The organism is Streptomyces sp. NPDC048612 (genome assembly GCF_043199295.1).
Lineage (GTDB): Bacteria > Actinomycetota > Actinomycetes > Streptomycetales > Streptomycetaceae > Streptomyces.
Window position 1 is genome coordinate 57369 of sequence record NZ_JBICVV010000020.1, and the last position, 13346, is coordinate 70714.

The 13346-nt window shown below is 71.8% G+C and carries 8 protein-coding genes; 1 reads left to right on the top strand and 7 read right to left on the bottom strand.

What is annotated here, in order from left to right; genetic code table 11:
* Nucleotides 1-41: 41 nt before the first annotated feature.
* The 3 genes from ACGFN2_RS26335 to ACGFN2_RS26345 form a co-directional block, all read right to left on the bottom strand.
* On the bottom strand, nt 42-1502 hold the full coding sequence (locus tag ACGFN2_RS26335) for a glutamate synthase subunit beta (protein WP_362610299.1): 1461 nt from the start codon (nt 1500-1502) through the stop codon (nt 42-44).
* Complete coding sequence (gltB, locus tag ACGFN2_RS26340; protein ID WP_362610296.1) at nt 1495-6108, bottom strand: glutamate synthase large subunit; 4614 nt, start codon at nt 6106-6108, stop codon at nt 1495-1497. Before gltB ends, ACGFN2_RS26335 begins: the two co-directional genes overlap by 8 nt.
* A gap of 320 nt (nt 6109-6428) precedes the next feature.
* Entirely contained in the window at nt 6429-7160 is a 732-nt protein-coding gene (locus ACGFN2_RS26345; protein ID WP_393364664.1) for a VIT1/CCC1 transporter family protein, read from the bottom strand.
* A 338-nt stretch (nt 7161-7498) separates the two neighbouring features.
* On the opposite strand from ACGFN2_RS26345, the gene ACGFN2_RS26350 reads away from it, so the two are divergent.
* Nucleotides 7499-8803, top strand: coding sequence for an ADP-ribosylglycohydrolase family protein (locus ACGFN2_RS26350; protein WP_393364521.1), 1305 nt, complete (start codon nt 7499-7501; stop codon nt 8801-8803).
* Between the two features lie 103 nt (nt 8804-8906).
* Here the strand turns inward: ACGFN2_RS26350 and lgt are convergent, their stop codons facing one another.
* From lgt to trpB, 4 genes are all read right to left on the bottom strand, one after another.
* A complete protein-coding gene (gene lgt / locus ACGFN2_RS26355; protein ID WP_393364524.1) occupies nt 8907-9947 on the bottom strand; it encodes a prolipoprotein diacylglyceryl transferase in 1041 nt (346 codons plus the stop codon).
* A 133-nt stretch (nt 9948-10080) separates the two neighbouring features.
* A complete protein-coding gene (locus ACGFN2_RS26360; RefSeq protein WP_393364527.1) occupies nt 10081-11016 on the bottom strand; it encodes a DsbA family protein in 936 nt (311 codons plus the stop codon).
* Nucleotides 11017-11130: 114 nt separating this feature from the next.
* The gene (trpA, locus tag ACGFN2_RS26365; protein WP_362610286.1) at nt 11131-11949 is read right to left on the bottom strand and encodes a tryptophan synthase subunit alpha; all 819 of its coding nucleotides are present in this window, start codon (nt 11947-11949) and stop codon (nt 11131-11133) included.
* On the bottom strand, nt 11946-13232 hold the full coding sequence (trpB, locus tag ACGFN2_RS26370; protein WP_393364531.1) for a tryptophan synthase subunit beta: 1287 nt from the start codon (nt 13230-13232) through the stop codon (nt 11946-11948). The genes trpA and trpB overlap by 4 nt, the downstream gene beginning before the upstream one ends.
* Nucleotides 13233-13346: the final 114 nt, after the last annotated feature.

The following is a 13346-nucleotide window of genomic DNA, read 5'->3' on the forward strand; positions in this document are numbered from 1 at the left end:
TGTTCCGCACGACGTTGTACGGGACATCGGGGGACGTCCGGTCACACGGTCAGTGCCCGGTCCGTCGGCTTGATGGGAGCCGGCAGGGCGCTGGCTCCGGTCAGGAAGCGGTCCACGCCCTTGGCGGCGGAACGGCCCTCGGCGATGGCCCACACGATCAGCGACTGGCCGCGGCCCGCGTCACCGGCGACGTACACGCCGGGGACGTTGGTGGCGAACTCCTTGTCGCGGGCGACGTTGCCGCGCTCGTCGAGCTCCAGGCCGAACTGCTCGACCAGGCCGTTCTCCTGGTCGGTGCCGGTGAAGCCCATCGCGAGGGTGACCAGCTGGGCCGGGATCTTCCGCTCGGTGCCGGGCTTCGGCTCCGGGCGGCCGTCCTTAAACTCCACCTCGGTCAGGTGCAGCCACTGGACGTTGCCGTCCTCGTCACCCTCGAAGTGGGTGGTGGAGACGGAGTAGATCCGCTCGCCGCCCTCCTCGTGCGCGGAGGTGACCTTGTAGAGCATCGGGAAGGTCGGCCAGGGCTGGTTGGCGTTCCGCTCGTCGCCCGGCTTGCCCATGATCTCCAGCTGGGTGACGGAGGCCGCGCCCTGGCGGTGGGCGGTGCCGACGCAGTCCGCGCCGGTGTCGCCGCCGCCGATGACGACCACGTGCTTGCCCTCGGCGGAGATCGGGGCGACGGTCAGGTCGCCCTCCTGCACCTTGTTGGCGAGCGGGAGGTACTCCATCGCGAAGTGGATGCCGTTCAGCTCGCGGCCGGGCACCGGCAGATCGCGGGAGGTGGTGGAGCCCGCCGCGATGACGACGGCGTCGTAGCGCTTGCGCAGCTTCTTCGCGTCGAGGTCCCGGCCGATCTCCACCTCGGTACGGAACTTGGTGCCCTCCGCGCGCATCTGCTCGATGCGGCGGTTGATGTGGCGCTTCTCCATCTTGAACTCGGGGATGCCGTAGCGGAGGAGACCACCGATACGGTCCGCGCGCTCGTAGACGGCGACGGTGTGGCCGGCCCGGGTCAGCTGCTGGGCGGCGGCCAGGCCCGCGGGGCCCGAGCCGATGACGGCGACGGTCTTGCCGGAGAGGCGCTCGGGCGGCTGCGGGGTGACGTCCCCGTTGTCCCACGCCTTGTCGATGATGGAGACCTCGACGTTCTTGATGGTCACCGGCGGCTGGTTGATGCCCAGCACACAGGCGGCCTCACAGGGCGCGGGGCAGAGGCGACCGGTGAACTCCGGGAAGTTGTTGGTCGCGTGCAGCCGCTCGCTGGCCTCGGTCCAGTCCTCGCGGTAGGCGTAGTCGTTCCACTCGGGGATGAGGTTTCCGAGCGGGCAGCCGTTGTGGCAGAACGGGATACCGCAGTCCATGCAGCGCGAGGCCTGCTTGCTGATGATCGGCAGCAGGGAGCCGGGCTGGTAGACCTCGTTCCAGTCCTTGACGCGCTCCTCGACGGGGCGGGTCTTGGCGATCTCGCGCTCGTGGTTCAGGAAGCCCTTGGGGTCAGCCATTGGTCGCCGCCTCCATCATCTTCTCGTGGGTCTCGGACTCGGAGAGTCCGGCCTGCTCAGCGGCGTCCTTGGCGACGAGCACTGCCTGGTAGGTGGGCGGGATGACCTTGCTGAAGCGCGCGGCCGCGGCATCCCAGTCGGCGAGGAGCTTGGCGGCCACGGTCGAGCCGGTCTCCTCCTGGTGGCGCTGCACGACGTCGTGCAGCCACTGCTTGTCGTCGTCGTTCAGCGGGTTGACCGCGTCGACGAGCTCCTTGTTGACGTTCGCCTTGTCGAGGTCGATGACGTAGGCGAAGCCGCCGGACATACCGGCCGCGAAGTTGCGGCCCGTCTCGCCCAGCACGACCGCGTTGCCGCCGGTCATGTACTCGCAGCCGTGGTCGCCGACGCCCTCGGAGACCACCGTGGCACCGGAGTTGCGGACGCAGAAGCGCTCGCCGACCCGGCCGCGGAGGTACAGCTCGCCGCCGGTGGCGCCGTAGGCGAGGGTGTTGCCGGCGATGGTGGAGTACTCGGCGAGGTGGTCGGCGCCCCGGTCCGGGCGGACGACGACCCGGCCGCCGGAGAGGCCCTTGCCGACGTAGTCGTTGGCGTCGCCCTCCAGGCGCAGCGTGACGCCGCGCGGCAGGAACGCGCCGAAGGACTGGCCGGCCGAGCCGGTGAAGGTGATGTCGACGGTGTCGTCGGGCAGACCCGCGCCGCCGAACTTCTTGGTGACCTCGTGGCCGAGCATGGTGCCGACGGTCCGGTTGATGTTCCGGATCGCGACCTGGGCCCGCACCGGCTGCGCGGCCTCGGCGGTGTCCGCGGAGAGCGCGTCGGCGGAGAGCTTGATCAGCTCGTTGTCGAGCGCCTTCTCCAGGCCGTGGTCCTGCTCGATGACCTGGTGGCGGACGGCGCCCTCGGGCAGCTCGGGGACGTGCAGCAGCGGGGCCAGGTCCAGGCCCTGCGCCTTCCAGTGGTCCACCGCGCGGGCGGTGTTCAGCAGCTCGGCGTGGCCGATGGCCTCGTCGAGGCTGCGGAAGCCCAGCTCGGCGAGGATCTCACGGACCTCCTCGGCGATGAACTGGAAGAAGTTGACGACGTACTCGGCCTTGCCGTTGAACCGCTCGCGCAGCGCCGGGTTCTGGGTGGCGATGCCGACCGGGCAGGTGTCCAGGTGGCAGACGCGCATCATGACGCAGCCGGAGACGACCAGCGGGGCGGTCGCGAAGCCGTACTCCTCGGCGCCCAGCAGGGCGGCGATGACGACGTCGCGGCCGGTCTTGAGCTGGCCGTCGGTCTGCACCACGATGCGGTCGCGCAGGCCGTTGAGCAGCAGCGTCTGCTGGGTCTCGGCCAGGCCCAGCTCCCAGGGGCCGCCCGCGTGCTTGAGCGAGGTGAGCGGGGAGGCACCCGTACCGCCGTCGTGGCCGGAGATCAGGACCACGTCCGCGTGCGCCTTGGAGACACCCGCGGCGACCGTGCCGACGCCGACCTCGGAGACCAGCTTCACGTGGATGCGGGCCTGCGGGTTGGCGTTCTTGAGGTCGTGGATCAGCTGAGCCAGGTCCTCGATCGAGTAGATGTCGTGGTGCGGCGGCGGGGAGATCAGGCCGACGCCCGGGGTGGAGTGCCGGGTCTTGGCGACCCACGGGTAGACCTTGTGGCCGGGCAGCTGGCCGCCCTCGCCGGGCTTGGCGCCCTGGGCCATCTTGATCTGGATGTCGTCGGAGTTGACCAGGTACTCGCTCGTCACACCGAAGCGGCCGGAGGCGACCTGCTTGATGGAGGAGCGGCGCGCCGGGTCGTAGAGCCGCTCGGGGTCCTCGCCGCCCTCACCGGTGTTGGACTTGCCGCCCAGCTGGTTCATGGCGATGGCGAGGGTCTCGTGCGCCTCCTGGGAGATGGAGCCGTACGACATGGCGCCGGTGGAGAAGCGCTTGACGATCTCGGACGCCGGCTCGACCTCCTCGATCGGGATCGAGGGGCGCTCGGAGGCGAAGGAGAACAGCCCGCGCAGCGTCATCAGCCGCTCGGACTGCTCGTTCACCCGGTCGGTGTACTGCTTGAAGATGTCGTAGCGGCGCGAGCGGGTGGAGTGCTGGAGCCGGAAGACGGTGTCCGGGTCGAAGAGGTGCGGCTCGCCCTCGCGGCGCCACTGGTACTCGCCGCCGATCTCCAGCGCACGGTGCGCGGAGGCGATGCCGGAGGCCGGGTAGGCCTTGGCGTGCCGGGCTGCGACCTCCTTGGCGACGACGTCCAGGCCGGCGCCGCCGATCTTGGTGGCGGTGCCGTGGAAGTACTTCTCGACGAACGCCTCGTCCAGGCCGACGGCCTCGAAGACCTGCGCGCCGCGGTAGGAGGCGACGGTGGAGATGCCCATCTTGGACATGACCTTCAGGACGCCCTTGCCGAGCGCCTTGATGAGGTTCTTGATGGCGTCCTCGGCCTCGACGCCGGGCAGGAAGGTGCCGGCCCGGACCAGGTCCTCGACCGACTCCATGGCCAGGTACGGGTTGACGGCCGCGGCACCGAAACCGATGAGCAGCGCGACGTGGTGCACCTCGCGCACATCGCCGGCCTCGACGAGCAGACCGACCTGGGTGCGCTCCTTGGTGCCGATGAGGTGGTGGTGGACCGCGGCGGTGAGCAGCAGCGACGGGATCGGCGCGTGCTCGGCGTCGGAGTGCCGGTCGGAGAGCACGATCAGCCGGGCGCCGTCGTCGATGGCGGCGTCGGCCTCGGCGCAGATCTCCTCGATCCGGGCGGCCAGCGACTCGCCGCCGCCGGAGACCCGGTAGAGGCCGGAGAGGGTCACGGCCTTCATGCCGGGCATGTCGCCGTCGGCGTTGATGTGGACGAGCTTGGCCAGCTCGTCGTTGTCGATGACCGGGAACGGCAGGGTCACGCTGCGGCAGGAGGCCGCGGTCGGCTCCAGGAGGTTGCCCTGGGGGCCGAGCGAGGAGATCAGCGAGGTGACCAGCTCCTCGCGGATGGCGTCCAGCGGCGGGTTGGTGACCTGCGCGAAGAGCTGGGTGAAGTAGTCGAAGAGCAGCCGGGGGCGCTCGGAGAGCGCGGCGATCGGCGAGTCGGTGCCCATCGAGCCGATGGGCTCGGCACCGGCCTTGGCCATCGGGGCGAGGATGACGCGCAGCTCTTCCTCGGTGTAGCCGAAGGTCTGCTGGCGGCGGGTGACCGAGGCGTGGGTGTGCACGATGTGCTCGCGCTCGGGCAGGTCGGCCAGCTCGATCAGACCGGAGTCCAGCCACTCCTGGTACGGCTGCTCGGCGGCGAGCTGCGCCTTGATCTCGTCGTCCTCGATGATCCGGCCCTCGGCGGTGTCCACCAGGAACATCCGGCCGGGCTGCAGGCGGCCCTTGCGGACGACCTTGGCGGGGTCGATGTCCAGGACGCCGACCTCGGAGGAGAGCACGACCAGGCCGTCGTCGGTGACCCAGTAGCGGCCGGGGCGCAGACCGTTGCGGTCGAGGACCGCGCCGACCTGGACGCCGTCGGTAAAGGTGACGCAGGCCGGGCCGTCCCAGGGCTCCATCATCGTGGAGTGGTACTGGTAGAAGGCGCGCCGGGCCGGGTCCATCGAGGGGGAGTTCTCCCACGCCTCGGGGACCATCATCAGCACGGAGTGCGGCAGCGAGCGGCCGCCGAGGTGGAGCAGCTCCAGGACCTCGTCGAAGGAGGCGGAGTCGGAGGCGTCCGGGGTGCAGACCGGGAACAGCCGCTCCAGGTTCTCCGCGTTCTCCTTGCCGAAGAGCTTGGTGGCGAGCTGCGACTCGCGGGCCCGCATCCAGTTGCGGTTGCCCTTGACCGTGTTGATCTCGCCGTTGTGCGCGACGAAGCGGTACGGGTGGGCCAGCGGCCAGCTCGGGAAGGTGTTGGTGGAGAACCGCGAGTGGACCAGGGCGACGGCGGTGGCGAAGCGGCGGTCGGAGAGGTCCGGGAAGAAGGGCTCCAGCTGGCCGGTGGTCAGCATGCCCTTGTAGACGATCGTCCGGGCGGACAGCGAGGGGAAGTAGACCCCGGCCTCCCGCTCGGCGCGCTTGCGCAGCGCGAAGGCCTTGCGGTCCAGCGCCAGGCCGGTGTTGACCCCGTCGCTCACGAAGATCTGGGAGAAGGCCGGCATGGTGGCGCGCGCGCCGTTGCCCAGCAGCTGCGGGGCGACCGGGACGACCCGCCAGCCGATGACGTCCAGGCCCTCCTCGGCGGCGATCGTCTCGATGCGCGAGACGGCCTCGGCCGCTTCCTGGGCCTCGGACGGGAGGAAGGCGATGCCGACGGCGTAGGCGCCGGCGTCGGGGAGCTCGAAGGTGACGTTCTCGCGAAGGAACGCGTCCGGCACCTGGAGCAGGATGCCGGCACCGTCGCCCGAGTCGGGCTCGGAGCCGGTGGCACCGCGGTGCTCCAGATTCGTCAGGACGGTGAGCGCCTGCTCGACCAGTGCGTGGCTGGCCTCGCCGGTGAGGGTGGCCACGAAGCCGACGCCACAGGCGTCGTGCTCATTGCGGGGGTCGTACATCCCCTGCTGGGCGGGGCGGCCGTCCATGGGCGACCAGGCGGCGGCGTCGCTGCTGCTGGTGGTCGCGGAGTGCGTGGACGCGAAACGCATCGGCTCTCCCAACGTCGTAGTGGCAATCGGGGTACCTCCCGGGCCTTCGAGGCCCGGGGGAATTGCCGAGGGACGACGTTGGCCCTCCGCGAAATTTCGTGCAGGTTACAGGATGACTCCCTTCTCAAAAAGCGAAAAGGGGCTTCCAACATGCGGACACCGCACCTGCGGTGAAGTCAGTACGCGGACGGATACGGGGCCGTCCAGCAAGGCGGCGTTGGCGAGCGACATTGCCCGCGACGCCTGAGCCTTATGCCCGGCCGTCAACAAACCGAAACCGCTGGGTAACGCTGTAATTATGCAGTCACCCGTATGACACGTCAGCCTACGACGGTTCCGAACACTGCTCCCAGGACGTACGTCACACCCGCCGCGGCACCGCCGAGGGCGAGCTGCCGCAGCCCGCTGAACCACCAGGAGCGCGCCGTCACCCGCGCCACGACCGCCCCGCAGACGAACAGCCCGGCCAGGGCCAGCAGGACCGCAGGCCAGATCGCGGAGGCCCCCAGCAGGTACGGCAGCACCGGCAGCAGCGCACCCAGCGCGAACGACCCGAAGGAGGAGACCGCGGCGACGGCGGGCGACGGAAGGTCGGAGGGGTCCACACCCAGCTCCTCGCGCGCGTGGATCTCCAGAGCCTGCTCCGGGTCCCTGGAGAGCTGCTCGGCGACCTGCCGGGCGAGCGCCGGCTCGACCCCGCGGGACTCGTAGAGCGCCGCCAGCTCCTCCAGCTCGTCCTTCGGGTGCTTGCGCAGCTCGGCGCGCTCGATGTCCAGCTCGGCCTCCACCAGCTCACGCTGCGAGGCGACCGAGGTGTACTCCCCCGCCGCCATCGAGAAGGCGCCGGCCGCCAGGCCCGCGAGGCCGGTGATGACGATCGCCTGCTGCGAGAGCGCACCGCCGGCGGCGCCCGTCATCAGGGCGACGTTCGAGACCAGCCCGTCCATCGCGCCGAAGACGGCGGGGCGCAGCCAGCCGCCGTTCACATCGCGGTGGGTGTGGTTGTCACGGTGGGCCACATGCGTCGGCGCCGCGGCATCCATGATCTCCATGACGGACATATCGGTACCTACTCCCTGCGAGCGAGGTGTGGGCCGATGGCGGCGCTTCCCCCTCCAACGCTTCGACGCTATGCGGGAATTACCCTCCGCCGCTAGCAAGGAAGGCCGAACTTACCGCGCTGACCTGCGGCTTTTCCGCGCGACCGGGGATGAGATCCGGGTCACACGGGCGCGCGGGGCCGCTCGGACGCGGCGCTCCGGGGCCGTCCGGGCGAGTCGACCGGGTGACCCTGCCGCCCGGGACAGGAGAGCCGGGCCGCCGCGTGGCACGGATACAGCGCAGCGGTCCGCCGTCGCCCCTCCCCCACCGTGGAAGGACTCACCCGCCCATGACCTACGCAAGCGAGCAGACCCCGGCCACGGCGCACGCCCCCGAGGCGCAGGCCACCCGGACACTGCCGGTCACCCCCGTCACCGCGGTCGCGAAGCCGTCACCCGCGCCTCCGGTGCCGTCCCCCGCGCCGGTCCCGCCGTCCCTGGAGGACCGGGCGGTCGGCGCCCTGGTGGGTGCCGCGGTCGGCGACGCGCTCGGCGGGGCGGTGGAGGGCCGGACACCGGAGGAGATCGTGCGGCGGCACGGCGGCCGGGTCGAGGGCGTCGTCGGCCCGTTCCACGACGACTGGCGCACCGCCCGGCCGCTCGCGCCGTACCACAAGGGCGACGGCCACGTCACCGACGACACCCTGATGACCCATGCGCTGGTGCGGGTCTACGAGGCGGTGCGCGATCACCTCGACGCCTACGACATCGCCGACCACCTGGTACCGGATCTGATCGGCACCCCGCGCTGGATTCCGGAACTGGAGGCCGAGGCGCTGCCGGTGCAGCGGATCTTCCTGGCCGAGAAGTGGATCGTGGCGCGGCTGCACTACGGGCACGCCGACCCGCGCGAGGCGGGCGTCGGCAACATCGTCAACGGTGGTGCGGCGATGTACATGGCGCCGGTCGGCATCGTCAACGCCGGCAACCCGGACCGGGCCTACGCGGAGGCGCTGGACATCGCCGGGGCCCACCAGTCCTCGTACGGGCGGGAGGCGGCGGGGGTGTTCGCCGCGGCGGTGGCCGCCGCGTTCGTCCCGGACGCCACGCCGTCCTCGGTCGTCGTCCAGGCGCTGCGGCTGGCCAAGGACGGCACCCGGGCCGCGATCGAGGCGGTCTGCGAGGCCGCGTCCTCGGTGTCCGGCCCCGAGGAGGCACTGCTCCCGCTGCGTGCGGCCGTCGCCCCCTTCGACACCGTGGGCCCGGACTACCGCAACCCGTCGCTGGGCGCCCGGCGGCCCTCCCGGCTGCACGCCGTCGAGGAACTCCCCATCGCCCTGGGCATGCTGCTGATCGGCGGCGGCGACTACCGGACCACGGTCCTCGGCTCGGTCAACTACGGCCGCGACTGCGACGCGATCGCCGCGATGAGCGGCGCGCTGGTCGGCGCCCTGCGCGGCGCTGCGGCGGTGCCGACCGAGTGGAGCGCGGAGGTCGCCCGCGCCAGCCGCCTCGATCTGCAGGCGCCCGGGGCCGCGCTGGCCACCGTCGCCCGCGAGATCTTCACCCGCGACCGGGCCCGCGCCCGCACCCATGAGCAGGCCTTCACCGCGATCTCGGCCATCCCCGCGATGACGGAGACGGGCGAACGGTGACGCCCACGGCGGTGGCCGCCCGGCCGCCGGGGCCGGACAGCACAGCGCCGGGCGGACCCGGTCTCTCGGGTCCGCCCGGCGCGCACGGCGGCCGGTGGCCGCCTCAGGGCTTCTTGGTGCTGCCGCTGCCGGCGGGCTTGGCGTCCGCGTCGGGTGCGTCCTCGGCGTCGGCGTCAACCTCGGCCTTCCGCTCGCCGGGCTCGTCCGGAGCGGTCTCCGCCGCACCGTCGTCGGCCGTGGCCTTCTCCGCCGGGGCCTCGTCCTTCGCGGCGCCGTCGTCCGCGCCGTCCTCGGCGCCCTCGCCGTCCGCGCCCGCCACGGGCTGTGCGCCCGGTTCGACGACCGCTTCCCGACCGGGGGCCTTCTTGGCGGAGATCACGAAGTAGACGACTGCCAGGACGAGGACGATCAGCGCGACCCAGACGTTCAGCCGCAGGCCCAGGATGTGGTGCGCCTCGTCGACCCGCATGTACTCGATCCAGGCGCGACCGGCGCAGTAGGCGGCGACATACAGCGCGAAGGCCCGTCCGTGGCCGAGCCGGAAGCGCTTGTCGGCCCAGATCACCAGCGCCGCGACGCCGATGCACCACAGGCACTCGTAGAGGAAGGTCGGGTGGTAGGTGCCGCCGATGCGGCCGATGGCCGGGTCGGAGCTGATCTCCAGCGCCCACGGCACATCGGTCGGCTTGCCGTACAGCTCCTGGTTGAACCAGTTGCCCCAGCGGCCGATCGCCTGCCCGAGGGCCAGGCCGGGCGCCAGCGCGTCGGCGTACGCGGGGAGCGGGATACCGCGCCGGCGGCAGCCGATCCAGGCGCCGACCGCGCCGAGAGCCACCGCGCCCCAGATACCGAGGCCGCCCTCCCACACCTTGAAGGCGTCGAGCGGGTGGCCGTTCGGCCCGAAGTACGGCTCGTACGTCGTGATGACGTGGTAGAGACGGCCGCCGACCAGCCCGAAGGGCACGGCCCATACGGCGATGTCGGCGACGGTTCCGGAGCGGCCACCGCGCTGCACCCAGCGCTTGTTGCCGAGCCAGACACCGACGAAGACGCCGATGATGATGCAGAACGCGTAGCCGCGCAGCGGGATCGGGCCGAGATGTACGACGCCGACCGACGGGCTGGGAATGAATGCGAGGTCCATGGCAGGGACGACGCTACCGCGCCGGGCGGGGTCGGCGGCAACCCGGCCCGGCTACGGCTGCGTAACGACCCCGTCCCCGCGCCGTGACGCTGTGTGTCCGGCGCGGCCGCGGCGCCCATGGACCCTGGCTCCTCTAGGACGAGGGCCCGGCTCCCGGGCCGGTCAGGCCCGCCGGGGGTGCGGCGTTCCGGCTCGTCGGCTCGGCCCGGGGCGCGGCGCTCCTGCCGTTGTGGTGCCGGCCCTGGGACGACGGGCCCGTGTGCGGTGCCGCGCTCTTCTTCCCGGGGCGTTCGGCCTTGTCGGCGTCCAGCACCATCTTCTTGAGGTCCGCGGGGGTCAGCCGGCCGCCCTTCTCCTTGGAGAGGTCCTTGCCGTTGAGCAGGACGGTGGGCGTGCCGCGGAATCCGGAGCCGGCGAAGGCGTCGCTGGACTTCTGCACGAAGCGGTTGTAGGTGCCGTCGTTGACGCACTTGGTGAAGGCGGGGGTCACCAACCCCTTGACCTTGCCCGCGAGTTGGAGGAGGTACTGCTTGTTCGCGAACTTGTCCTGCGGCTCGGGCGGCTGGTGGGAGTAGAGGACGTCGTGGTAGGCGCGGAACTTCGCGGCGTCCTGCGCGCACAGGGCGGCGTTGGCGGCGTTGCGGGAGCCCTGGCCGCCGGCGTTGCTGTCGATGATGGTCACGAGGTGGTACTCGCTCTTGAGCCGGCCGGAATCCTCCAGCTCATGGATGACCGGGCGGAAGGCGGTCTCGAACTGCCGGCAGGCGGGGCAGCGGAAGTCCTCCCACACCGTGAGTGTGGACGGGGCGCCGGCCGCGCCGACCGGGACGGCGGGCTTGGCGCCGTCGCTGGCCTTCTTGGGGACGGCGACCTCATTGTCGTTGGCGGCGGGTTCCTCGGAGGACGACGACGCCCAGACGGCGATGCCGCCGGCCACCGCCAGCACCACCACCACGGCGCCCGCGACGATCGCCTGACGGCCGCGCCTGGCGCGCGCCCGCTCCCTCGCCCGCTCTTCCTGGAGTCGCTCGCGGGCGGATTTCTTACCCTCATGATTCTTCTGGCTCACGCCCCTGCACAACGAGGCGGAGGGGTGCCGTCGCACCCCTCCGCACCGATGTTCGCCCTATCGAGGGACAGCGACCGGGCTTCCGCCTCTGCCGCCCGGCCGCACGCCGCGCCCCTAGGAGCGCTTGCGGACACCCTCGGCCAGCTCGCCCGCCAGGGCGCGGACCCCGGCGAGACCGGCCGCCAGGTCGCCGTCCGCCGACAGCAGCAGCTTGACGAACGCCGAGCCGACGATCACTCCGTCCGCGAACCGGGCCACCTCGGCGGCCTGTTCGGCGTTGGAGACCCCGAGGCCGACGCAGACCGGCAGCTCGGTGGTCGCCTTGGTGCGCCCCACGAGGTCCTGCGCCTGCTCGCCCACCGACTCTCGGGTGCCCGTGACGCCCATCAGCGAGGCGGCGTACACGAAGCCGGAGCCGGCCGCCGTGATCTCGGCGAGCCGGGCGTCCTTGCTGCTGGGGGCGACGACGAAGACGGTGGCCAGGCCGTGCTTGCCGGCGTGCTCCCGCCACGTCGCGGACTCCTGGACGGGCAGGTCGGGCAGGATGCAGCCCGCGCCGCCCGCCTCGGCCAGCTCGGCGGTGAAGCGCGCGATGCCGTAGCGGTCGATCGGGTTCCAGTAGGTCATGACCAGGACGGGCTTGCCGGTGGCCGCGTGGGCCTCGCGCACGGTCCGCAGGACGTCGGCGATCTTGACCCCGCCCCGCAGGGCGATGTCGTCGGCGGTCTGGATGACCGGGCCGTCGAGGACCGGGTCGCTGTGCGGCAGCCCGATCTCCACGACGTCCGCGCCGCCGTCGAAGACCGCCTTGGCCGCCTCGATGCCGCCGTCGACGGTCGGGAAGCCGGCCGGCAGGTAGGCGACGAGCGCGGACCGGCCCTCGGCCTTCGCCGCGGCGAGGGTGTCGCTCAACAGCTGGATGTTGCCGCTCACTTGGCGTCTCCCTCGATCTCCGCGCCGGCGGCGTCGGTGTCCGCCTCGACGGCGGCGTCGGTGTCGTACAGGCCGAAGTAGCGGGCGGCGGTGTCCATGTCCTTGTCGCCGCGCCCGGACAGGTTGACGACGATCAGGCCGTCGGGGCCCAGCTCCTTGCCGAGCTCCAGGGCACCGGCGAGGGCATGGGCGCTCTCGATGGCCGGGATGATGCCCTCGGTCCGCGAGAGCAGGCGCAGCGCCTGCATCGCGGCGTCGTCGGTGACGGCGCGGTACTCGCCGCGGCCGCTGTCCTTGAGGTAGGCGTGCTCGGGCCCGATGCCCGGGTAGTCGAGACCGGCCGAGATGGAGTACGGCTCGGTGATCTGGCCCTCCTCGTCCTGGAGGACGTAGCTCCGCGACCCGTGCAGGATGCCCGGCTCACCGGCGCTGAGCGTGGCCGCGTGCTCGCCGGTCTCGATGCCGTGGCCCGCGGGCTCGCAGCCGATCAGCCGTACGCCGGTGTCCGGGATGAAGGCGTGGAAGAGGCCGATGGCGTTGGAGCCGCCGCCGACGCAGGCGACCGCGGCGTCCGGCAGCCGGCCGGCCCGCTCCAGGATCTGGCGGCGCGCCTCGACGCCGATGACGCGGTGGAAGTCGCGCACCATCGCCGGGAAGGGGTGCGGTCCGGCGACGGTCCCGAACAGGTAGTGGGTGCGGTCGACGTTGGCGACCCAGTCGCGGAAGGCCTCGTTGATGGCGTCCTTGAGGGTGCGGCTGCCGGACTTCACGGCGATGACCTCGGCGCCGAGCATCCGCATCCGGGCGACGTTGAGGGCCTGCCGCTGGGTGTCGATCTCGCCCATGTAGATGGTGCAGTCGAGGCCGAACAGGGCGCAGGCGGTGGCGGTGGCGACGCCGTGCTGGCCCGCGCCGGTCTCGGCGATGACCCGGGTCTTGCCCATGCGCTTGGTGAGCAGCGCCTGGCCCAGCACGTTGTTGATCTTGTGGGAGCCGGTGTGGTTGAGGTCCTCGCGCTTGAGGAACACCCGGGCACCACCGGCGTGTTCGGCGAACCGCGGCACCTCGGTGAGCGCGCTGGGGCGCCCGGTGTAGTGGACCAGCAGGTCGTCGAGTTCGGCCGCGAACGCGGGATCGCCCTTGGCCTTCTCGTACTCGGCGGCGACCTCGTCGACCGCGGCGACCAGCGCCTCGGGGATGAACTTGCCGCCGAACGCACCGAAATAGCCTTCGGTGTCCGGCACCCGTCCCTCGGGATCGGGAAGGAAGAAATCGGAGGACATCAGTCGCACTCCTCGCCGGGGCTGCATGCCCCGGAAGTCCGGTTAATGGCGGGATGGGCAGGATGGTGCGCGGCGCGCGCCGAGCGGGCGGGCCGTCGCCACCGCGGAGTGGCG